This is a genomic window from Klebsiella sp. WOUb02 (genome assembly GCF_050058015.1).
Lineage (GTDB): Bacteria > Pseudomonadota > Gammaproteobacteria > Enterobacterales > Enterobacteriaceae > Klebsiella.
This window is the reverse complement of the sequence record NZ_CP170106.1, coordinates 321317-342579: the sequence shown is the minus strand read 5'-3', so window position 1 is coordinate 342579 and position 21263 is coordinate 321317. Positions and strand designations below refer to the sequence as shown.

Annotated in this window: 21 protein-coding genes, 1 tRNA gene and 2 pseudogenes; 7 read left to right on the top strand and 17 right to left on the bottom strand. The window is 53.2% G+C overall.

The features are described from left to right. The first annotated feature begins 14 nt into the window (after window positions 1–14). Window positions 15–413 carry a VOC family protein gene (locus ABOC21_RS03800; RefSeq protein WP_426812503.1) on the top strand — a complete coding sequence of 133 codons (399 nt, stop codon included), beginning with the start codon at window positions 15–17 and terminating at the stop codon, window positions 411–413. 108 nt (window positions 414–521) lie between these two features. Here ABOC21_RS03800 and ABOC21_RS03795 read toward each other — a convergent pair whose 3' ends face one another. Continuing rightward, complete coding sequence (locus ABOC21_RS03795) at window positions 522–1397, bottom strand: AraC family transcriptional regulator (protein ID WP_426812552.1); 876 nt, start codon at window positions 1395–1397, stop codon at window positions 522–524. A gap of 479 nt (window positions 1398–1876) precedes the next feature. Next, complete coding sequence (locus tag ABOC21_RS03790) at window positions 1877–2788, bottom strand: LysR family transcriptional regulator (protein WP_426812502.1); 912 nt, start codon at window positions 2786–2788, stop codon at window positions 1877–1879. Window positions 2789–2936: 148 nt separating this feature from the next. Between ABOC21_RS03790 and ABOC21_RS03785 the strand changes: the two genes are divergently transcribed. Both ABOC21_RS03785 and ABOC21_RS03780 read left to right on the top strand, forming a co-directional pair. After that, window positions 2937–3710 (top strand): SDR family oxidoreductase, encoded by a 774-nt coding sequence (locus ABOC21_RS03785; protein ID WP_426812501.1) that lies wholly within the window; start codon window positions 2937–2939, stop codon window positions 3708–3710. 140 nt (window positions 3711–3850) lie between these two features. Beyond that, on the top strand, window positions 3851–4102 hold the full coding sequence (locus ABOC21_RS03780; protein WP_426812500.1) for a DUF1471 domain-containing protein: 252 nt from the start codon (window positions 3851–3853) through the stop codon (window positions 4100–4102). Between the two features lie 472 nt (window positions 4103–4574). Here ABOC21_RS03780 and ABOC21_RS03775 read toward each other — a convergent pair whose 3' ends face one another. Next, entirely contained in the window at window positions 4575–4982 is a 408-nt protein-coding gene (locus tag ABOC21_RS03775) for a hypothetical protein (protein ID WP_426812499.1), read from the bottom strand. A 208-nt stretch (window positions 4983–5190) separates the two neighbouring features. Between ABOC21_RS03775 and ABOC21_RS03770 the strand changes: the two genes are divergently transcribed. Beyond that, on the top strand, window positions 5191–7047 hold the full coding sequence (locus ABOC21_RS03770) for a hypothetical protein (protein WP_426812498.1): 1857 nt from the start codon (window positions 5191–5193) through the stop codon (window positions 7045–7047). 61 nt (window positions 7048–7108) lie between these two features. Here ABOC21_RS03770 and ABOC21_RS03765 read toward each other — a convergent pair whose 3' ends face one another. The 6 genes and pseudogenes from ABOC21_RS03765 to actS form a co-directional block, all read right to left on the bottom strand. Beyond that, the gene (locus ABOC21_RS03765) at window positions 7109–7330 is read right to left on the bottom strand and encodes a hypothetical protein (protein WP_426812497.1); all 222 of its coding nucleotides are present in this window, start codon (window positions 7328–7330) and stop codon (window positions 7109–7111) included. Between the two features lie 243 nt (window positions 7331–7573). Further along, window positions 7574–8080: pseudogene (locus ABOC21_RS03760) on the bottom strand (tyrosine-type recombinase/integrase); the annotation flags it as partial. A gap of 12 nt (window positions 8081–8092) precedes the next feature. Next, window positions 8093–8938: an IS5 family transposase gene (locus tag ABOC21_RS03755; protein ID WP_426812496.1), complete on the bottom strand. Its 846-nt coding sequence runs from the start codon at window positions 8936–8938 to the stop codon at window positions 8093–8095. A 61-nt stretch (window positions 8939–8999) separates the two neighbouring features. Beyond that, window positions 9000–9671, bottom strand: a pseudogene (locus ABOC21_RS03750) (tyrosine-type recombinase/integrase); the annotation flags it as partial. Between the two features lie 164 nt (window positions 9672–9835). Then, window positions 9836–9909, bottom strand: a tRNA-Gly gene (locus ABOC21_RS03745). A gap of 80 nt (window positions 9910–9989) precedes the next feature. Beyond that, a complete protein-coding gene (gene actS, locus ABOC21_RS03740; RefSeq protein ID WP_426812495.1) occupies window positions 9990–10709 on the bottom strand; it encodes an amidase activator ActS in 720 nt (239 codons plus the stop codon). Between the two features lie 268 nt (window positions 10710–10977). Here actS and idi point away from each other — a divergent pair, with 268 nt between their 5' ends. Then, window positions 10978–11529: an isopentenyl-diphosphate Delta-isomerase gene (idi, locus tag ABOC21_RS03735; protein ID WP_426812494.1), complete on the top strand. Its 552-nt coding sequence runs from the start codon at window positions 10978–10980 to the stop codon at window positions 11527–11529. A gap of 112 nt (window positions 11530–11641) precedes the next feature. Here the strand turns inward: idi and lysS are convergent, their stop codons facing one another. From lysS to xerD, 5 genes are all read right to left on the bottom strand, one after another. After that, the gene (lysS, locus tag ABOC21_RS03730; RefSeq protein WP_426812493.1) at window positions 11642–13159 is read right to left on the bottom strand and encodes a lysine--tRNA ligase; all 1518 of its coding nucleotides are present in this window, start codon (window positions 13157–13159) and stop codon (window positions 11642–11644) included. Window positions 13160–13168: 9 nt separating this feature from the next. Further along, window positions 13169–14267 (bottom strand): peptide chain release factor 2 gene (prfB, locus tag ABOC21_RS03725; RefSeq protein WP_143350158.1). Its coding sequence is split into 2 segments (ribosomal slippage): window positions 13169–14191 and window positions 14193–14267, totalling 1098 coding nucleotides; the frame shifts between segments, so codons are not numbered across the junction. A gap of 122 nt (window positions 14268–14389) precedes the next feature. Then, complete coding sequence (recJ, locus tag ABOC21_RS03720) at window positions 14390–16123, bottom strand: single-stranded-DNA-specific exonuclease RecJ (protein WP_426812492.1); 1734 nt, start codon at window positions 16121–16123, stop codon at window positions 14390–14392. Between the two features lie 5 nt (window positions 16124–16128). Beyond that, on the bottom strand, window positions 16129–16842 hold the full coding sequence (gene dsbC / locus ABOC21_RS03715; protein WP_426812491.1) for a bifunctional protein-disulfide isomerase/oxidoreductase DsbC: 714 nt from the start codon (window positions 16840–16842) through the stop codon (window positions 16129–16131). Window positions 16843–16865: 23 nt separating this feature from the next. After that, entirely contained in the window at window positions 16866–17762 is an 897-nt protein-coding gene (gene xerD / locus ABOC21_RS03710; protein WP_426812490.1) for a site-specific tyrosine recombinase XerD, read from the bottom strand. 158 nt (window positions 17763–17920) lie between these two features. Here xerD and fldB point away from each other — a divergent pair, with 158 nt between their 5' ends. Next, window positions 17921–18442 (top strand): flavodoxin FldB, encoded by a 522-nt coding sequence (gene fldB / locus ABOC21_RS03705; RefSeq protein WP_426812489.1) that lies wholly within the window; start codon window positions 17921–17923, stop codon window positions 18440–18442. A gap of 30 nt (window positions 18443–18472) precedes the next feature. Here fldB and ABOC21_RS03700 read toward each other — a convergent pair whose 3' ends face one another. Continuing rightward, window positions 18473–18883, bottom strand: a complete 411-nt coding sequence (locus tag ABOC21_RS03700; protein WP_426812488.1) for a protein YgfX — start codon at window positions 18881–18883, stop codon at window positions 18473–18475. Beyond that, window positions 18864–19130 (bottom strand): FAD assembly factor SdhE, encoded by a 267-nt coding sequence (sdhE, locus tag ABOC21_RS03695; protein WP_045857153.1) that lies wholly within the window; start codon window positions 19128–19130, stop codon window positions 18864–18866. Before sdhE ends, ABOC21_RS03700 begins: the two co-directional genes overlap by 20 nt. A gap of 369 nt (window positions 19131–19499) precedes the next feature. On the opposite strand from sdhE, the gene ygfZ reads away from it, so the two are divergent. Then, window positions 19500–20483 carry a tRNA-modifying protein YgfZ gene (ygfZ, locus tag ABOC21_RS03690; RefSeq protein WP_426812487.1) on the top strand — a complete coding sequence of 328 codons (984 nt, stop codon included), beginning with the start codon at window positions 19500–19502 and terminating at the stop codon, window positions 20481–20483. Between the two features lie 83 nt (window positions 20484–20566). On the opposite strand, the gene trhA is transcribed toward ygfZ, so the two are convergent. Next, window positions 20567–21226 carry a PAQR family membrane homeostasis protein TrhA gene (gene trhA, locus ABOC21_RS03685; RefSeq protein ID WP_095100095.1) on the bottom strand — a complete coding sequence of 220 codons (660 nt, stop codon included), beginning with the start codon at window positions 21224–21226 and terminating at the stop codon, window positions 20567–20569. Between the last annotated feature and the right edge of the window lie 37 nt (window positions 21227–21263).

Genomic DNA, 21263 nt, shown 5'->3' with positions numbered 1-21263 from the left:
AATGGAGCTTCGCTATGAAATTCGTATCTGTCCGCCTGATTGCGCAAAACATCAAAGACGTTGTGCAGTTTTATGAATTAGTTACCCGCAGCAAGGCCGACTGGTTAGCGCCGGTTTTTGCCGAAATCGTCACGCCGGTAGCCGTTATCGCCATAGGTAGCGTTGAGACGGTAGCCCTGTTCAAAGAGGGCAGCGCCCAGCCCGCATTGAATCGCTCGGTAATTTTGGAGTTCAGGGTCGAAGATGTCGATGCCGAATTTAATCGCTTAAAGGAGCAAGTTGAAGTGGTTCACCCCCCGAAAGATTTACCCTGGGGAAACAGGACGGCACAGTTTCGCGATCCCGAAGGCTCGTTGATTTCACTTTATACTCCGGTAACGGAAGCAGCGAAAACGCGCTTTAATCGGGGATAAGAGAGAGGCGAACCGATAAGAAGCTCTCCCGGCCGAAAGAAAGCCGGGAGAGCTGCTCGGGGAAGTCTCACGCCTGAGGCGACGACGAACGGGGCCGGCCGAATCAGTTTATTTCAGCGGCAAATAGATATCCGTGAGCAATTCATGTTCCGCCACTTCATGCACAAAGTTGTGGTAGTGAAAGAAGAGCGGGAAGTCGCGCAGCTCTTCTCCGCTACCGGGCAGCCAGTCGCGGTACAGAGCCTGCGCCAGCCCGGTTAACGCGTCGTGCGATCCCTGATGGCGCAGCACCGCGCACCGGCCCGCAGGGATTGCGCTATTAATCACCCCGAAGCGATTGTCTTCGGCAATCGGTGACGTTATCGTTCCGCAAATATGGAACTCAAACTCATCCGCTGGCGTTGTGGCCGGATCGTCCGGAGCAATACCATACGTCTGGCTGCTGGCTACGGGCGAAAAACCCGTACCTTTGCGCCATTCAATAAAGCGGGCCGCAGTTTCGTTTATGAGCTCCGGCTGGCCGCGGTGGCTCAATATGGCAACCGACGTGGCGGAAAAGTTAATGATCCTGACCTGACCTTGCATCGTTTTTCTCCTCGTTTGATAAGGTTCTGATATCCGCTGATGCCACGCTACCCAAGGGGGCTGCTGGCGAAACTGCGTCGGTGACAGGCCAAACATTTGCCGGAAGGCGCGGCTAAATGATTCGGCATGCTGAAAACCGGCGTCGAACGCGATATCAGTGATTTTCTCTAACGGATTAAAAGCCAGCCGATAGGATGCGCGTTTTAAGCGCATCATCTGGATGTAACGACCAGGCGGCATGCCGCAATAGCTGCAAAACTGACGATGGAAATGAAATGGCGAAAAGTGGGCCACTTCGCTGAGCTTTTCCAGCAACAGCGCGTCGTCAAGATGGCGGTCAATATAATCGAAAACCTGATTAAAACGTCTGGCGTAACTATCGGTTTTGTTATCACACATGGCTTCCTCCGTGCCTCTTAATATGCGCAAAGGCGATGTGATTTGCCTGACCGATCTTGCGCAAAATAACAAAACGTCAAAAGAAACCAGTCGCAAGGTGCGGCTTTAGCTGCCGCAGACAGACGCCCTCCCTATGCGGCGTTATCAATGATGGCGCCGGGGAAATAGGTCTTTACGCTGGGTTATTGCCCCTGACCTTCTCTTTGTCTACTTGCTTTAACTCTCTTCCAGAGGCACATACCATTTATCCAGCAAATGAGCGGCAAACGTTCTGGCGTTTGCATGGCGGGCTATACGGGGAGATACATGAATTTCGCGCAGCCCTACAGAACCCGGAGAAGGCAAAAGTGATGATAGTAGCGCTTGCGAAGACGACAGACTGTTCTGGAAGCAAAGAACCTGCGGCAGGATTTGCGCCGGGCAGCGATTGAGCCCTGGACATGGGTTGTTAATAACACCCTGGCCGCGGCTTAACCTTCTTAACCTTTCCTGAGGACCAGAGCTAACCGTGAGTTGCCACTTATCTCAGATGTGGAAGAGCAGTATGCAAAACGTATTGCATTCACAGCGCTACAGAGCGAAGAGTCGGTTGGTATTGACCTGCCGGGAGAAATTGCGAAGTAACATGACTTTATATAATCCTGCACTCTGTCTTCAGGTATACAGGCGATGCCAAAACCGGATAACGCCGCATCAATTCTTTCCGCCTGCAGATTAAACGTTACCTGCCCTTCCACTCTGACCCTTAACGGTTTCCCTTCCTTCTCAAACTCCCAGTGGTAAAGCCCACCGGCTGTCGGCAGGCGCATATTGATACACCGATGATTTTGTAGCTCGTGCGGCGTTTCAGGTGCCGGATTTGCCGCGAAATAAGACGGCGCTCCTACGACGGCCATTCTCATGTCCGGCCCAATTCTTACCGCAATCATGTCCTTATCCACGCTTTCGCCCAGGCGGATCCCGGCATCAAAACGCCCCTCAACAATATCGACAAAGCCGTTATCCACCACCAGTTCGAGATTAATTTCCGGATATTCCCTGAGGAAAGGTTTTAGCTTCGGCCATACCAGGCTTCGAGCGGCATGCTCCCCGGCAGATAAACGGATATTGCCGGAGGCGGTGCCGTTCAGCTGAACCAGCGATTCCAGTTCCTGTTCAAGATCGGCAATACGCGGTTCAAGGCAGGCAATAATTCTCTCACCGGCTTCCGTGGGGGCAACGCTTCGGGTCGTGCGGGTCAGAAGGCGGATATTCAGCCTTTCCTCCAGGGCCTTCATCGCATGGCTGAGTGCAGACTGAGAGACGCCCAGTTTGCCCGCTGCTTTGGTAAAACTTCGCTCCCTTGCCACCACAAGAAAGATTTGTAGTTCGTTGAAGTTTTCTTTGAGCATCGGCGATTTCCTTGTGGAGGCATTCCCTTCATCGCACACTCATGAAGGGTGTTCATAGACACAATCATTTTAGCCCTATTACTGACAATAATGATAATTGATATTCTGACAGTATCAAAAATAAGTCTGAATTATCAGTAGGTTTATCATGAAAATACTTATTGCAGGGGCGACAGGAAGTATTGGCCTTCATGTCGTCATTACCGCTATCAAAATGGGCCATCAGCCTGTAGCGCTGGTCAGAAATAAGCGCAAAGTAAAATTGCTTCCTCGTGGAACGGATGTTTTTTACGGCGATGTTTCATTGCCTGAAACACTCACCGAATTACCGAAAGATATTGATGCCATCATCTTCACTCTCGGTTCCGATGGTCAGGGTCGTATTGGTGCCAGGGCGATAGATTATGGCGGAGTGCGCAATATTTTACGAATATTCAGGGATGTATCTGTTCGTATCAGCCTGATGACCACGATTGGCGTGACTGAACGACTCAGCACCTGGAATCAACGCACTGAGGTTCATGACTGGAAAAGACGTGCCGAGCGTCTGGTCAGGGCCACTGGTCACCCCTATACCATCGTCAGGCCCGGCTGGTTTGATTACAACAATGATGATGAACACCGAATCGTTATGCTTCAAGGAGATCGTCGCCATGCGGGAACACCGGAAGATGGCGTGATATCCAGGGAACAAATCGCCCAGGTTCTGGTCAGTGCCCTGACCAACGACGAGGCAAAAAATAAAACTTTTGAGCTGGTGGCCGAGCGAGGCGAAGCACAGCAGGATCTTACCCCACTGTTTGCAGACCTGCAGACTGATGATCCACAAAAAAATGATGGGGTTTTAGACATAGACAATATGCCTCTCAGGGAAGAACCGGAGTGCATTGTTAACGAGCTGAATATGTATTCCAAAAATTAACTAATCTACAACCCTGACAATTTTGTCATATAGCGGTCAGCCTCATGACAGCTTAAGTCTGTATATTTGAATACACAGATGGAGGAAGTTACTCCTGATACAAGTCCAGTTTCAAGCATATTGTTAAAGAGGTACTAGATATGAAAACACTACTTATTACTACATTGGTCATGGGATTTGTTTCAGTGAATGCCGCATCTGCCGCTCAGGAAATTAACCACGCAGATGGGAAAGAAAAGATGGGTGTAGTCTCAGCCAGCAATGCCTATACGCTTGATGAGTTATCGCATGTTCTTTCTCGTAAGGCTGATGAGCAAGGGGCTACCTCATTCAAAATCCTGTCTACAACGGGAAAAAACAGACTGCACGGCGTTGCTGAAATTTATAAGTAACTCAGAAGCATCTCGAAGGTAGGGTCTTTCCTACAAATAAAAGCAGGAAGCCAAAAATTTTAATCTGTCGAGTCGTCAGCTTCATTTGGCTCTCCAACAGCAGTGAGTACAACTGAGTTCAGTAGACTACTAGAATTCTCTAACAGCTTATTGTAAGGGTAACATTGATATTAATGAGCTTCAGAGGGAATTGGAGCGGACGAAGCAGCTAGACATTCAGGTGTTTCCGTCCATGTATGCAAAATGGCTGCCGATACACCTTCAGGAAATCACTGTAGTTGACCGGCAGCTTTGAGCAAAGAGCGGAACTAACGCTCACTACACCGGGATATCTGGAGCATAGTAGCTGCGTGCAAGTTTGGTTACACAGTTGATTTCGTAACGCTAATGGGTAACCTTACTATCTTACTAAAGGGCCCCAGAAAATGATTAAACATAAATCACTTTGTGCCCCTACTGTAAGTACACTCGTTTAAGTGCCAAGCACTTTTTGAGGTTTCCGGGAGGAAGGAGCATAAACCTTCATGCTCAGCAGTAGCAGTTGGTCACCACTGGTAACCGTTGAACCACAAGACACAGGATCGCCCTCACAGACTACAGGCATACCGTCGATAGTTATCCATGGGCGTGTAGATAACGCTGTGCCTTCATAAGAGGTTTTCCCGTCAGGGTGAGAGGTGTAGGCATTGCCTTGGGCGAATAGACCGAAGCCGCTGAACGTAATAAAGTCCACGGCTTCAGTTGGCGGGCAGGAAGGGAACTTACCGTGCCCAGAGCAACTTGAGGTTTTGACTGCGATTTTTGGCATAAAAATGCCCACAGTTGTTGTACGTGTGGGCAGTTTATTAATAGTTACATTTGAAATGCGGAGAATTTTCATTTTTTGTTGTGATCACTTAAAGACAACTCCTCATTTTTTGTAATGCTTTAGAGGAGGAGGTAAGTTAAAGTATCCTTTTATTGAATTCTCTTACAATGGATTAGTTTAAACAATGGTACTTCACACATATCAAATAAACGAAAATCTTAAACTTACACTGTCCAAAAATGCTCTTAATCATGTCATCCACGGCGAAGTCACGGATAAGGTGTTTGAAACTGATAATGGGGGTATTGCTAAAAAAGTAATCTCTGGAGGATTACACACCTATTCAGGATGGCAGTCTTATTTAAGTAAAGTTCCTGGACTGAAAAATATTTTACTCTATAATAACAAAACCAATGACGAATGGTACTACGAGCGAGAGCTTCAAAATGGAGCTATTTTGTTAAAGTTACCAGAGTCAGTTTTCACCTCTAAAGCAGCAAAGATGACATTATTTCCTGAGAATAATTATAAATCAGGATTTCTCTGGAAAACACTATTTCCAAAGACAGTTGGTGATAGCGAGATTCTTGATTTACTGAATGATGCTTTGTTGAACATCAGCAAACATGAAAGCCGTGATGGTGAGTTAATTTGTTATTATAAAATAGACGAACCGTTGAATTGCATGAGGATCGCTGTTCTATATCGAAACGGTGAAATTAATTCATTCTATCCTACATGGTCTCAACCAAATACCGGGAATAATGGTAAACCTTTCTCATTCTTTGATAACATTGGGCATGTTATTTCAGAGTCTTCATTTGTTAATGAATCTGAAATTATTGACGTTACAGATCAGGGGCTGTTTTCGAAGTTATCTACCCTTGTGGAAATTCAAGATATGACGCCTGAATTATTTCTCACTCGGGGTGCAGTTTCCCAAGACATTAAGGAGTGGGACGACAAACGAATCGACTCAATAAATTCATTTGCGGAGAATTGTAGCTTCGCTGAAATACTGGAGCTATATAATTATGTGAACGATGACGGGATATCTAAGTACCATGACATAGTTTCACAGCATGCGTACTCTCATTTCTTACCAAATATTAAATTATCAGTTGGATTTTTTAATGCAATAAGTTTCAATCAGAATATAGCCGAAGGGATTATGGCTTTGTTTCTTTACGATCAAAAAAACAAATCAAAGTTATATGCCAATACCGTTTTAAATTTAATCAGTAATATGTTTACATCCCCATTTATGGATATGTGGGCTAAAAAGAGAATTCATTTTATAATTGCTAATCTTACTTTAGAGTATCATGATAGAAACTTCCCTGCGGAGTATATTGACTGCCTTTCAACATCGCCAACTCGCAGAGAGTTCTATTCGGAATATTTCTATGATAGTCACAATAAGAAAAAAGACTATAACTCCATTGAAACCTATGAAGAAATCGCTGATCTTTTTGGTTTAATATTAACCCCTCCGCAGTATGAATCAGTCTCCTACTCACATTTTTTACATTATTTTTCAGACAATTTAGGTGAATCATATTCTACTAACTTTACTGACGAGGAAAGGACTGTTTTTTTGCTAGAAGCCTACCCTGGTGATTACTATGAAAATTATGTTCAGGATAGTCTGAAGTTCTTTAATCAAAAAGTTTTCACTCACTCCAGTTTTATTCTAGGAGAATATTTGGAACTTTTTGCTAAAGAGGGGGTTGCAAAACCAATCAAGCTTCATAGAGTAATATATGAATACTTTAAACTTCAAGTCGCTCAACGCTACAGAATTAACTTAAATTACTCCGATTATTATGAAATCCCCGAGGTGGTTACACTCCCTATCGAGAAAAATGATGTTTACGCCACTATATTAAAGCATGAAAGAAATTCTAATCGGTTTATGACGGACACGATTATAGAATCCGTTAAGAAATATTTATTGACTGTTGAAGATACTAATTTATCGAAGGTCTTAAAGGATATTGAAAGAGTGGATAGAAAAGAGATCCCGAGATTTCCAATTCCATACCATTTGATTATTGAGATGGTGAAAAGGCCGGACTCAGTAGATGTTAATTACCTAAAGGCTTTAAGAGTATTAGAGGTAGATGCCACGGTTTAATAAATTATAACCTTCTGTTAAGAGGTCAAATTATCTGGCCTCTTAACCTATATCCATCAAACTAGAATTCCCAAGATGTCAGAAATAAACTAACGACCGTCGCCTTCGCAGGAGATAGATCGTAAAGCGTGAAGGGACTTAACTTGAAGCCTTTGCTTTCGTATAACTCGATGATTGAGGGGGCATTGCTGTTCGTTACGACAATACTGGCGACACGCTGATGGGCTGCTACCAACTCTTCTGCAAGACGGATCTGCTCCTGGAAGGTGAATGGTTTACGCATGCCCCCATTTATGATGAATGGGGGGCACTGGCACCTGAAACATAACCTTGGCAATTAGAGGGGAATGTCCGTAAGCGGCAATAAGTAGACAGTTAAACGCAAATGTAACGTTTAAGAAGTTAGCAGAAATGAAAATCAGTACAAAAAAATTACTGGAGTTCAACTCCTCCAAAACGGAGGAGCTAAGCTATAGAATTCTCGCTACCTACTAATAACTAACTAATTTAACGATAGTCTCAAAAGCTATGATTGATTTTTACTTGCTATAAAATCTCCATACCACTGCATCATCTCCCTCCTCCCGTCCAGATAATGCGCATGGTTATACGTCCCACGAATTGAGTTCTTATCGACGTGAGCCAGCTGTAACTCAATCCAGGCCGAATTGAAACCCTGCTCATGCAAAATGGTACTCATCGTGTGGCGGAATCCATGCCCTGTAACGCGCCCGGCATAGCCGATACGCCTGACCAACACAGTCAATGCCATGTCACTCATCGGTTTCTTAGGATCATTACGCCCAGGGAACAACAACGCTCCTGTACCTGTCATGGGTTTAAGCTGGTTAAGCAGGCCAATTGCCTGGCTTGATAATGGGACCAGATGAGGGCGGCGCATTTTCATGCGTTCCGCTGGTACATTCCAAACCTTTTTCTCAAAATCAAACTCCTGCCACTCCGCTTGCCTCAACTCCCCAGGCCTTACTCCCGTTAAAATAAGCAGTTGCATAGCAATCTTAACAAGCACACTAGGCTGTGTCCCTTAATTACATAACCTCTTGTAAAACAATCGGATGCAACCCAGTTTCACCATCGCCAGATAATTCCTCGCCGTTTTGTCGTAACGTGTGGCAATGCGGCGGTATTCTTTCAGGCGACCAAAGCACCTCTCAACAACATTGCGATTGCGGTAGGCTTCACGATCGAGTGGTGAACGACCATCTGTGGCCATTTTTTCATTGGATTTACGCGGGATGACAACTTTTATCCCTCTTCTTTTCAGTTCGTTACGTAACGCATGTCCGGAGTAGGCTTTATCAGCCAGTACTGCATGACCACGGCGCTTGATACTTCCGTTCTGGCGCTGAACACCGATACCGTCCAGAAGACGTTGTGCAAACTGGCTTTCGTGAGCCTGACCGGGACTCAGTACGATGTTTAACGGCAGACCACTTCCGTCTGTCGCCAGATGAATTTTGGTGCCAAAACCACCGCGAGAGCGACCCAGCCCATTATCTCCGGTGATATCGGGTTGTTTTTTTGCGCACCGGCAGCACATTTCAGCGCCCGGATATTGCTGCCATCCAGTGCAGTGGCCGACCAGTCCACGAGGCCATGTGCATCCAGAGTCTGAAAGTAACTTGTTGAAAATAATGTTAATCACACCCGATTTTGACCATCGGTTAAAGCGGTTATAAACGGTCTTCCATGGGCCGTACCGTTCAGGTAAATCACGCCATGGTGCACCTGAACACAGCACCCAGAACATGCCGTTGATGATCATACGATGCTCCGCCCACGGACGCCCGGCCTGTGGAGAGGCAGACGCTGCTGGCAGAAAGGGTTGGATGATAGTCCATGCTTCATCGGGAATGTCGTAGCGAGCCATAGTTTAATATGTTGTGGAAACAGACAGTTACTATAGCTCAGGTGATTACGGGACACAGCCTACCAGCATAGGTGTTCAGAGTCCGAAGAAACTCAGGCAATTCATCCTGGGTTAAAAAAGCATAGTGCTCTTTCTCATGAGGACTCACGGCGCTGGCTAGATCAGGTGCTGGATTGTACTCGGCCCTGCCAGTCACAACAGCATACTTCCAGACCTCTCCACAGCGCTGGCGAACCTTACGGACCTTCTCAGTTGCCCCTCGTGCTTCTATCTTTGAAAGAACTGCAAGCAACTCCATCGGCTTGATATCTTTGATTGGCCGGTGACCGATATAAGGAAATACATCTTTCTCAAAGGTTCTCATCATCTCTTCACGATAGGACACAGACCAGCGGTCATAGCGACGCTGATACCACTCCCGCGTAAGAGCCTCAAACGAGTTTTCAGCGTCTTGTTGACGACTTAGTTTCTCAATTTTTCTTTCAAGAGAAGGATCATTGCCAGCCGCCAATGTCCTTTTAGCTTCCTCACGTTTGCTTCTGGCTTCAGCTAAAGAAACATCGGGGTAAACGCCAATAGCGAGCAGTTTCTCTTTACCTAGTGAACGGTATTTGAGACGCCAGTATCTTTTGCCGTTGGGATTAACCAGCAGGTAAAGACCACCACCATCAGCGAGTTTGTAGGGCTTCTCTTTAGGTTTTGCAGTTTCAACCTGACGAGCAGTCAGCTTCATTGGGGGTACCTCTCAGCAGGGGGTACAATTATACCCCCATTCATACCCCCATATTGAGCTTGACCCTGGGGGAGTACAATTGAGTTCAATAGACTAATAGAATGCTATAACTGCTGATTTATCAAGGAAAAATTGAGTTAGATGGACTTCAGGAGACTTGAGTTTGGAGCGGGCGAAGGGAATCGAACCCTCGTATAGAGCTTGGGAAGCTCTCGTTCTACCATTGAACTACGCCCGCAAAGAGGTGCGAGGGCCATTATAGACCTTACGCACCGTCTGACAAGACTGAACTATGCTAACTGCTGATAAAATAACCCGTTAGCACTTAGGCTTACTGCCCTGCGGCGGTAAATAGCGCAGCGGATCGATGGCCGTTGCCCGGTAGCGGATCTGGAAGTGCAGACGCACGGAGTCGGCATCGGTGCTGCCCATCGTGGCGATCTGCTGGCCTATCTTCACGCTCTGGCCGTTGTTGACCATCATTTTATCGTTATGCGCATAGGCGCTGATGTAGTCATCGCTGTGCTTAATCATGATCAGATTACCGTAGCCGCGCAGCTGGTTGCCGACGTACACCACCTTCCCCGCGCCGGCCGCGTATACCGGCTGGCCGCGCGTACCGGCGATATCAATCCCCTTATTGCCGCCATCGTTTGAGGAATAAGGCAGGATGACCTTACCGCTGGTCGGCCAGCGCCAGCAGCGCTGCCCTACCGGCGGCCACGTGACCGGCGGCAGAGCGGCCGGCGGCTTAGCCGCAGCGGTGCGGGTCGCGCCGCTTTTCTTCACGCTCTTTCCGCCGCTCGCTCCCAACGCGCTGTTCAGCTTCAGGCGCTGTCCCACTTCGATGGTATAGGGCGGAGAAAGATTATTCAGCCGGGCCAAATCTTTGACGCTGGTGCCGGTGGTGCGGGAAATGCGGTACAGCGTATCGCCGCGTTTGACGGTATAGACGGAACCGGAATCAGATGAGCTGGAGCATCCGGCAATCACCAGGCTGCTGACCAACATCATCGTGATATAAAAGCGTTTTCTCATCGGGCTTCCTGCACTCAACACAAACTCTCACCTCGTCGGAATGGACGATTATCATACCAGCCCGCAGCCGGATCCCCAATCGATACGCCTCTTACCCTTAAGGATTAAACGCCCGGCGGACGGCCGCCTGTGACGCGCCTTCCCGTCAACTGTCCGTTTCATGGGCTTGTTTTGGTAATGCCTTTCGTCCGCGAATAGTCTACCCTAACGGCCTGAGTACATGGCCCGGCGGGTTTGTACCGGGTCATTTTTATTTTCAGGAGTCGTTATGACCGGGGAACACGTCATTTTGCTGGACGAGCAGGATAAGCCAGCCGGCATGCTGGAAAAGTATGCCGCTCACACCTTAGATACCCCACTACACCTCGCGTTTTCCTGCTGGCTGTTTGACGAACGGGGCCAGCTGTTGGTCACCCGCCGTTCGCTGGAGAAGAAAGCCTGGCCGGGCGTGTGGACCAATTCGGTCTGCGGACACCCTCAGGAGGGCGAAACCTTCGAGCAGGCCGTTACGCGGCGCAGTCGCTTTGAGCTCGGCGCCGAAATCACCGCTATCGTGCCGATCGCCCCGCGCTTTCGCTACCGGGCCGTCGCCCCCAACGGCATCGTCGAGAACGAAGTCTGCCCGGTATACGCCGCCCGCGTCACCGGCCCGCTGCGGCCGAATAGCGATGAGGTCATGGACTATCAATGGTGCAGGCTGGCGGATCTGCTAAACGCGCTGGCGATAACGCCGTGGGCCTTCAGCCCGTGGATGGTGCTGGAAGCCATGGATGAGGACGCTCGCGCGGCGCTGCAAAACTACGTTGCGTCACTGCGCTAAGGATCGATAGCGCCTCCTCGCACGGTCAGCGCGCGCAAGCGCGGCGGCGGCCATAAAAAAACCCCGGCGCGCAGGCCGGGGTTTTATCGTTCGCGGTGGGTCGCGGTCGGTCTTATTTAACCGGACGCATCGCCGGGAACAGGATCACGTCGCGGATGGTGTGGCTGTTGGTAAACAGCATCACCATGCGGTCGATACCGATACCCAGGCCAGCGGTCGGCGGCAGGCCGTGCTCCAGCGCGGTCACGTAGTCTTCGTCGTAGAACATCGCTTCGTCGTCGCCGGCAGCCTTGGCGTTCACCTGGTCGAGGAAACGCTGCGCCTGGTCTTCGGCATCGTTCAGCTCGCTAAAGCCGTTACCGATTTCACGGCCGCCGATGAAGAACTCAAAGCGGTCGGTGATTTCCGGGTTCTCGTCGTTACGACGCGCCAGCGGAGAAACTTCAGCCGGATACTCGGTGATGAAGGTCGGCTGGATCAGGTGCGCTTCCGCCACTTCTTCGAAGATCTCGGTCACGACACGGCCCAGACCCCAGCTCTTCTCAACCTTGACGCCGACGGCGGCGGCAATCGCCTTCGCGGAGTCGAAGTTATCCAGATCCGCCATCTCGGTTTCCGGACGGTATTTCTTGATAGCCTCGCGCATGGTCAGCTTTTCAAACGGCTTGCCGAAATCAAAGGTCTGATCGCCATAAGGCACCGCGGTGTTGCCGAGAATATCCTGCGCCAGGGTACGGAACAGGGATTCGGTCAGCTCGATCAGGTCCTTATAGTCCGCATACGCCATATAGAGTTCCATCATGGTGAACTCTGGGTTATGACGTACGGAGATGCCTTCGTTACGGAAGTTACGGTTGATCTCGAACACGCGCTCGAAGCCGCCGACAACCAGACGTTTGAGGTACAGTTCCGGCGCGATACGCAGGTACATGTCCAGATCCAGCGCGTTGTGATGGGTGATGAACGGACGGGCGGAGGCGCCGCCGGGGATCACCTGCATCATCGGGGTTTCAACTTCCATAAAGCCGCGGCCGACCATGAACTGGCGAATGCCGGCCAGGATCTGCGAACGCACTTTAAAGGTGTTGCGGGATTCGTCGTTGGAGATCAGATCCAGGTAACGCTGGCGATAGCGCGCTTCCTGATCCTGCAGGCCGTGGAACTTGTCCGGCAGCGGGCGCAGGGCTTTGGTCAGCAGACGCAGCTCGCTGCAGTGGATAGAGAGCTCGCCGGTTTTGGTTTTGAACAGCTTGCCGCGGGCGGCGATGATGTCGCCGAGGTCCCACTTTTTGAACTGCTCGTTGTAGACGCCTTCCGGCAGATCGTCACGCGCCACGTACAGCTGAATGCGACCGCCGACGTCCTGCAGGGTGACGAAGGAGGCTTTACCCATGATACGACGGGTCATCATGCGGCCAGCGACGGAAACCTCAACGTTCAGCGCCTCCAGCTCTTCGTTTTCTTTCGCATCGAAGTCAGCGTGCAGAAGGTCTGAGGTATGGTCACGACGAAAATCGTTGGGGAACGGGATACCCTGCTCGCGCAGCGCAGCCAGCTTTTCACGACGGCTTTTCAGCTCATTATTAAGGTCAATTGCCGCGTCAGCGCCCTGTGCTTGTTGTTCAGACATGTTGGTTCCTCATAACCCTGCTTTCAGACTTGCTTCGATAAATTGATCCAGGCTGCCGTCAAGCACCGCCTGAGTGTTGCGGGTTTCCACCCCGGTGCGCAGATCTTTAATGCGGGAATCATCCAGCACGTAAGAACGGATCTGGCTGCCCCAGCCGATGTCGGATTTGGTATCTTCCATCGCCTGCTTCTCGGCATTTTTCTTCTGCATCTCCAGTTCATAAAGCTTGGCTTTCATCTGCTTCATGGCCTGGTCTTTGTTTTTGTGCTGCGAACGGTCGTTCTGGCACTGCGTGACTAACCCGCTTGGAATGTGGGTAATACGCACCGCGGATTCGGTACGGTTAACGTGCTGACCGCCCGCGCCGGAGGCACGGTAAACGTCAATACGCAGGTCCGCCGGGTTGATCTCGATATCGATATCGTCATCGACTTCCGGGTAAACGAATGCGGAGCTGAAGGAGGTGTGGCGACGGCCGCCGGAGTCGAACGGGCTCTTACGTACCAGGCGGTGAACGCCGGTTTCTGTACGCAGCCAGCCGTAGGCGTAATCGCCGATAATCTTGATGGTCACGGACTTGATGCCCGCCACTTCGCCTTCCGACTCTTCGATAATTTCGGTCTTAAAGCCGCGCGCTTCGGCCCAGCGCAGATACATGCGCGTCAGCATGCTGGCCCAGTCCTGCGCTTCGGTGCCGCCGGAGCCGGCCTGAATATCGAGGTAGCAATCGGCGCTGTCGTACTCGCCGGAGAACATGCGGCGGAATTCAAGCTGCGCCAGCTTCTCGTCGAGCACGTTAAGCTCGGCGACGGCTTCGTTGAAGGTCTCTTCGTCTTCGGCTTCAACGGCCAGCTCCAGCAGGCCGGAAACGTCTTCGAGGCCCTGGGACATCTGATCGAGGGTGTCAACGATGGCTTCCAGTGAAGAACGCTCTTTGCCCAGCGCCTGTGCGCGCTCGGGCTCGTTCCACACGTCTGGCTGTTCCAGCTCGGCGTTTACTTCTTCCAGACGCTCTTTCTTAGCATCATAGTCAAAGGTACCCCCTAAGAACGTCGGAGCGCTCCGTGAGGTCCTGAATACGGTTTTTTACCGGATTTATTTCAAACATGATCGATTTTCTTTTAATGGATTGGTCAAAATGCGGTGATAAGAGCGGAATTGTACCGGATCCCCGCTCTCTTTTATACACACTTCAGCCTTCAGGCGGCCTCTTTGTTGCCGGTTTTTTCGTCACAGCGGCCAAAGATGGTCAATGATAAGCTGCAGGCTGCGGTTGCCGCGAAACTCGTTGATATCGAGCTTATAGGCGAGGGTCACTTCGCGCACGCCGTTATCCGGCCAAATCGAGGTATCGACGTTGAAGGCGATCCCGTCCAGCAGCGGGCCGCCGCCAACCGGCTCGACCATCACCTTGAGGTGCCGCTCGCCCACCAGACGCTGCTGCAGCAGGCGGAAGCGGCCGTCGAACAGCGGCTCCGGGAACATCTGCCCCCAGGGCCCGGCGTCGCGCAGCATCTGCGCCACCTCCATGCTCATCTCCCCGGCGGCCAGCGGACCGTCGGAAACCACTTCCCCCTGCAGCAGCGCGGGGTCCAGCCACTCGGTCACCAGCTCGCCGAAGCGCTGCTGGAACTCATCGAAGCGGGCATCTTCCAGCGACAGCCCCGCCGCCATCGCGTGGCCGCCGAACTTGAGGATCAGCCCCGGGTTCAGCGTGTCGAGACGCTCCAGCGCGTCGCGCATGTGCAGCCCTTGCACCGAGCGGCCGGAACCTTTTAACAGCCCGTCGCCCGTCGGCGCGAAGGCGATAACCGGACGATGAAAACGCTCTTTAATGCGCGAGGCGAGAATGCCGACCACGCCCTGATGCCACTGCGGGTGATACATCGCCAGCCCGCCGGGCAGCGCCTCGCTGCTGCGTTCAAGCTGCTGGCAGAGGGTGAGCGCCTCCGCCTGCATCCCCTGCTCTATCTCTTTGCGGGTCTGGTTCAGGGCATCCAGCTCGTTGGCCAGCACTCGCGCCTCACCGGCGTTATCGCACAGCAGCAGCGCCACGCCGACCGACATATCGTCCAGCCTTCCCGCCGCGTTCAGCCGCGGGCCAAGGGCAAAGCCGAGATCGCTGGCCGCCAGCTTCTGCGGGTCGCGGTTGGCAATTTCCAGCAGCGCCTTAATTCCCGGACGGCACTTGCCCGCCCGAATGCGGCTCAGCCCCTGCCAGGTAAGAATGCGGTTATTGGCATCCAGCGGCACCACGTCGGCCACCGTGCCCAGCGCCACCAGATCCAGCAGCTCCGCGAGGTTAGGCGCGGCAATTCCCCGCGTTTCGAACCAGTTTTTATCGCGCAGGAAGGTGCGCAGCGCCAGCATCAGGTAAAACGCCACTCCGACACCGGCCAGCGATTTTGACGGGAAGCCGCAGTCGCGCAGGTTCGGGTTGACGATGGCCTCCGCCGCCGGCAGCGTGTCGCCCGGCAGGTGGTGATCGGTAACCACCACCGGGATCCCCAGCTCGTGCGCGCGATCGACGCCGCTGTGCGAGGAGATGCCGTTATCGACGGTCATAATCATCTGCGCGCCGCGGGCGTGGGCCTGCTCGACCACTTCCGGACTCAGTCCGTAGCCATCTTCAAACCGGTTCGGCACCAGATAGGAGACGTTGCCGTAGCCCAGCGCGCGCAGCGCCAGCACGCTCAGAGCGGTGCTGGTGGCGCCATCGGCGTCAAAATCGCCGACGATCACAATATGCAAATCCTGCTGGAAGGCGTCGTAGAGCATCTCCACGGCTTTATCGATGCCGTTGAGCTGCGCCCACGGCAGCATGCCTTTAACGCCGCGCTCCAGTTCCTGCGCGCTGCGTACGCCGCGGCTCGCGTAGAGCCGCTGCAGCAGCGGCGAAAGGTCGGCGGGAAGCTCCGCGCCATCGGCCGCCTCGCGGCGGCGCAGTTGTGTCTGTTGTTTCACGCGAATTATTTACCGCTGGTTTGTTTTTGATGCTCATCGAGGAAGGCTTTCAGCTCTTTCGGCCCCTGATAGCCCGGCAGCAGGTAGCCGTCGCTCAATACCATTGCCGGCGTACCGTTGACGCCGAACTGCACGCCAAGCGTGTAGTGCTTGCTGATATCCACGCCGCAGCTGGCCGGCTGTACGCCCTTGCCGCCCATCGCATCATTAAGGGCTTTATTGCGATCTTTGGCGCACCAGATGGCCTGCATATCCTGCTCGGTCTGGCTCTGCAGCCCCTGCCGCGGGAAGGCCAGATAACGAACGGTGATGCCCAGCGCGTTGTAGTCGCTCATCTCCTCATGCAGCTTGTGGCAGTAGCCGCAGGTGATATCGGTAAAGACGGTGATAACGTGCTTTTCCTGCGGCGCCTTGTAGATAATCATCTCTTTTTCCAGCGCGTTCAGCTTACCCACCAGCAGCGAGTTAGTGACGTTAACCGGCTGGGCGCCGCTGACGTCATACATCGGCCCCTGAATAACGTGCTTGCCGTCGTCGGTCACGTACAGCACGCCGCCGTCGGTCAATACAGTGCTCATGCCGGCGACAGGCGAGGGCTGGATATCCGTGCTCTGCACGCCCAGCTTGGCCAGCGACTGCTTGATCGTCGCGCTGTCGGCGTGCGCCGTGCCGGAGAGCGTTGCCGCCAGCAGGGTGAACATCAGTAAACCTTTTTTCATACTCAATCCTTTTTATTCAGCACTCACGCCCGCGGGTGGTGCTGTTGATGAAGTTGTCTCAGACGCTCGGTCGCCACGTGGGTGTAAATTTGCGTCGTCGAGAGATCGCTGTGTCCCAGCAGCATCTGCACCACGCGCAGGTCGGCGCCATGATTGAGCAAATGCGTCGCAAACGCGTGGCGTAAAACGTGCGGGGAGAGCTTCGCGCTATCGATCCCCGCCAGCACCGCGTAGTGCTTAATGCGATGCCAGAACGTCTGCCGGGTCATTTGCTGCGCGCGCTGGCTGGGAAAGAGCACGTCGGAGGCTACGCCGTTCAGCAGCCAGGGACGACCGTACTCAAGGTAGTTCTCAACCCACAGCACCGCCTCTTCGCCGAGCGGCACCAGCCGCTCTTTGTTGCCTTTCCCCACCACCCGCAGCACGCCCTGGCGCAGGCTGATATCGCTCATCGTCAGGCCCACCAGCTCCGAGACGCGCAGGCCGGTGGCATACAGCACCTCCAGCATCGCCTTGTCGCGCAGCTCCAGGGGCTGCTCCACCAGCGGCGCCTGCAGCAGGCGGTCCACCTGCGCTTCGCTGAGATCTTTCGGCAGGCGCTGCGGCAGCTTTGGCGACGCCAGCAGCGCGCTGGGATCGTCGGTACGGATTTTTTCCCGATACAGATGCTGGAAAAAGCGGCGCACCGCGCTCAGCAGCCGCGCGGTGCTGGTGGCCTTGTAGCCGCCGGTTTGCCTTTCGGCCAGCAGCGACTGGAGATCCTCCCCGCTAACGCTGACAAGCGTCAGCCCGCGATGGTGCAGCCACTCCACGACCATCGTCAGGTCCCGACGGTAGGCGCTTAGCGTATTTTCCGCGAGGTTGCGCTCCAGCCACAGGGCATCAAGAAACTGTTCGATTTGTGCCAGATCCTGTTCCACATCGGCCTCTTTGCTCGTTAAATCGTCCCCAGTATACCCAAATAAGCCGCACGACTGGACAAAAACGGCGGCGACGGGCTGCCTGAAGTATGACGGGTATCATCACCTTTCTGGTAGACTAGACGCAAAGTCACAGCATGAATTGAGATGTTTACGCCATGAACATAGGCCTTTTTTACGGTTCCAGTACCTGCTACACCGAAATGGCTGCGGAGAAAATCCGCGATATTATCGGCCCTGAATTAGTGACCTTGCACAACCTGAAAGATGATTCCCCCGAGCTGATGACCGGCTACGACGTGCTGATCCTCGGCATCCCGACCTGGGATTTCGGCGAGATTCAGGAAGACTGGGAGGCCATCTGGCCGCAGCTCGAGACGCTGGATCTGCAGGATAAGATAGTGGCGCTGTACGGCATGGGCGACCAGCTGGGATACGGCGAGTGGTTCCTCGACGCGCTGGGCATGCTGCACGACAGGCTGGCAACCCGGGGCGTGAAGTTTATCGGCTACTGGCCGACCGAAGGCTATGAGTTCACCAGTCAGAAGCCAATTGTTGCAGATGGCCAGCTGTTCGTTGGCCTCGCGCTCGATGAAACAAACCAGTATGACCTGAGCGACGATCGTATCCAGAGCTGGTGCGAGCAAATCCTTGCGGAAATGGCCGAACAGTTCGCCTGAGCTTAGCGACGAGCCTGGCGCGCCAGGCTCTTAGTCCTGCGCCGGTTTGTGCAGCACCAGCCGGCGCAAATCGCGCCACTCCCTCGCATCCATGCTATCAGCCGCCACCCACAGGTGCTGGCTGCGACGCGTTTGCGTATGGCGCAGACGCAGCAGCATCCCGCTGTTAATCACCCATGGCATGCCGACGATCTCCCACTCCGCTTTTTGCCAGCGCAGCCGGGAATCGGTCAGCAGCTTTATTTCTCCCTGGCAGGCGTGGATCCGCCGCTGGCTGCGTACGCAGTCAAACACCACCAGAGAGAGCAGCAGTAGCCATAACGGGGTGTAGCTGAGCGGCCAGGGCATCAGCAGGACGATAGCCGCCACCACGCCGTGGAGCAGCAGCGAGAACCACTGCGAACGCCAGGAAATGCGTAAATCAGATTGCCACAGGACCACGTTCCCGATTCCGAGTCTGGATTAATTTTACCATCCGCTGCAGCTGCGCGTCGGAGGGTTCGCCGTGATTCATCAGCCAGTTGAACAGATCCGGGTCGTCGTTTTCTAACAACCGGATGAACAGCTGCTTGTCTTCATCGCTGAGCGTATCGTACTCATACTCGAAAAACGGCATGATGGAGATGTCGAGTTCACGCATACCCCGGCGGCATGCCCAGTGGATGCGGGCTTTATTAGTAATGTCCATGTTATCCTTCCAGCGTAAAGGTATATACCCGTCATACTTCAAGTTGCATGTGCGTTAGCCGCGTTCGTTCCCCCCAGTCACTTACCCGAGTAAGCCCCTGGGGACTCGCTCACTTGCCACCTTCCTGCAACTCGAATTATTTAGGCTATAGGTTAGTTTAACCCGTTTTTAGCTCTTACTTTACAGCATTATCGAGAAGCGCGAGCAGCATTCCACAAAAACCGTAAATTTATTATGGTATTATCCGTTCCCTTCGTTCGCCCCCTTACGCCCTTAGGGCACAAATGGCCTGCCAAAAGCGCTTGCATTGCACCATAGCTCTTTTACCATTAGTCACTCACTCTGCGTTAAGCTATTCAGGACATGACTATGGCTTTTACACCTTTTCCTCCACGTCAGCCCTCCTCTTCCGCGCGGCTGCCGTTAACGCTGATGACCCTGGATGACTGGGCGCTGGCGACGATCACCGGTCAGGATGCGGAGAAATATCTGCAGGGGCAGATCACCGCTGATGTCAGCGCGCTGACTGACGATCGCCACCTGCTGGCCGCGCACTGTGACGCCAAGGGTAAAATGTGGAGCAACCTGCGCGTGTTTCGCCGCGACGGCGGCTTCGCGTGGATTGAGCGCCGCAGCCTGCGCGACGCGCAGCTGACCGAACTGAAAAAGTACGCGGTGTTCTCTAAGGCGACCATCGCCGCGGATGATGAACACGTCCTGCTGGGCGTCGCCGGTTTCCAGGCCCGCGCCGCGCTGGCTCCGCTGTTCAGCGAACTGCCGAATGCCGATAAACAAGTGGTGACCGACGGCGCGACCAGCCTGCTGTGGTTTGCCCATCCGGCGGAACGTTTCCTGCTGGTTACCGACGCTGAAACCGCCGTCCGGGTGACCGAAGCCCTGCGCAGCGATGCCCAGTTGAATAATAGCCAGCAGTGGCTGGCGCTGAATATTGAAGCGGGCTTGCCGGTCATCGATAGCGCCAACAGCGCGCAGTTTCTGCCGCAGGCCACCAACCTGCAGGCGCTGGGCGGCATCAGCTTTAAAAAAGGCTGCTATACCGGGCAGGAGATGGTCGCCCGGGCAAAATTCCGCGGCGCCAACAAGCGGGCGCTGTGGTCGCTGACCGGGAAAGCCAGCCGCGTACCGCAGGCCGGGGAAGATCTTGAGCTGCAGATGGGCGAGAACTGGCGCCGCACCGGCACAGTGCTGGCCGCAGTACAGTTAGATGATGGTCAACTGCTGGTACAGGTGGTGATGAATAACGACATGGAGGCGGACAGCGTGTTCCGCGTACGCGATGATGCCGGCACGTTAAGCATCACTCCGCTGCCGTACTCGCTGACCGAAGAGTAGCTTTCCGTTGCGAATAGGCGTCAGCGCCCTTGCCCCGAGGCGGCGCTGACGCTCCTTTCCCCGCTCGCCGCACGCCCGCCGATTTAGACCTGCCCGACGTACAGATAGATCGCCAGGAAGTGACAAACGCTGCCGCCGAGCACAAAGCCGTGCCAAATAGCATGGTTGTAGGGTATCCGCTTGCAGACGTAGAAGATAACCCCCAGCGAATAGACGATCCCTCCGACCGCCAGCAGCGTCACGCCGCCAACCGCCAGCTTAATCGCCAGCTGATAAACCACGATGAGCGACAGCCAGCCCATCGTCAGATAGGTGACCAGAGACAGGATTTTAAAGCGGTGCGCGATGGTCAGCTTAAACAGGATCCCCAGCAGCGCCAGGCTCCAGATAACGATCATCAGGCCGCGCGAGAGCGGCGAGTTGAGCCCCACCAGCAGAAAAGGGGTATAGGTTCCCGCAATCAGCAGATAAATGGCGCAGTGATCGAATTTTTTCAACCATAGTTTCGCCCGCTGGTGCGGAACCGCGTGATAGAGCGTGGAGGCGAGGAACAGCAGAATCATGCTGCCGCCGTAGAGGCTGTAGCTGGTAATCGCCATCGCGCTGGCGTTAGCGTCCACCGCCTGCACCAGCAGCAGCACCAGGCCGACGATCCCAAACACCAGTCCGATCCCGTGGCTGATGCTGTTGGCAATTTCCTCTGCCAGAGAATATCCCTGGGTGATTAATGGTTTGCGAACCATATTTGACTCCGAAAACGTAAAAGCTTTCAACGCCCAC

Bases quoted from the DNA above. Each gene is read 5' to 3' on its own strand.
- ABOC21_RS03785 (WP_426812501.1), top strand. From the start codon at position 2,937: ATGAAAATACTTATTGCAGGGGCGACAGGAAGTATTGGCCTTCATGTC.
- lysS (WP_426812493.1), bottom strand. From the start codon at position 13,159: ATGTCTGAACAACAAGCACAGGGCGCTGACGCGGCAATTGACCTTAAT.
- trhA (WP_095100095.1), bottom strand. From the start codon at position 21,226: ATGGTTCGCAAACCATTAATCACCCAGGGATATTCTCTGGCAGAGGAA.
- ABOC21_RS03800 (WP_426812503.1), top strand. From the start codon at position 15: ATGAAATTCGTATCTGTCCGCCTGATTGCGCAAAACATCAAAGACGTT.
- sdhE (WP_045857153.1), bottom strand. From the start codon at position 19,130: ATGGACATTACTAATAAAGCCCGCATCCACTGGGCATGCCGCCGGGGT.
- ygfZ (WP_426812487.1), top strand. From the start codon at position 19,500: ATGGCTTTTACACCTTTTCCTCCACGTCAGCCCTCCTCTTCCGCGCGG.
- ABOC21_RS03795 (WP_426812552.1), bottom strand. From the start codon at position 1,397: ATGTGTGATAACAAAACCGATAGTTACGCCAGACGTTTTAATCAGGTT.
- fldB (WP_426812489.1), top strand. From the start codon at position 17,921: ATGAACATAGGCCTTTTTTACGGTTCCAGTACCTGCTACACCGAAATG.
- ABOC21_RS03755 (WP_426812496.1), bottom strand. From the start codon at position 8,938: ATGGCTCGCTACGACATTCCCGATGAAGCATGGACTATCATCCAACCC.
- ABOC21_RS03775 (WP_426812499.1), bottom strand. From the start codon at position 4,982: ATGAAAATTCTCCGCATTTCAAATGTAACTATTAATAAACTGCCCACA.
- actS (WP_426812495.1), bottom strand. From the start codon at position 10,709: ATGAGAAAACGCTTTTATATCACGATGATGTTGGTCAGCAGCCTGGTG.
- ABOC21_RS03780 (WP_426812500.1), top strand. From the start codon at position 3,851: ATGAAAACACTACTTATTACTACATTGGTCATGGGATTTGTTTCAGTG.
- ABOC21_RS03765 (WP_426812497.1), bottom strand. From the start codon at position 7,330: ATGCGTAAACCATTCACCTTCCAGGAGCAGATCCGTCTTGCAGAAGAG.
- idi (WP_426812494.1), top strand. From the start codon at position 10,978: ATGACCGGGGAACACGTCATTTTGCTGGACGAGCAGGATAAGCCAGCC.
- ABOC21_RS03790 (WP_426812502.1), bottom strand. From the start codon at position 2,788: ATGCTCAAAGAAAACTTCAACGAACTACAAATCTTTCTTGTGGTGGCA.
- dsbC (WP_426812491.1), bottom strand. From the start codon at position 16,842: ATGAAAAAAGGTTTACTGATGTTCACCCTGCTGGCGGCAACGCTCTCC.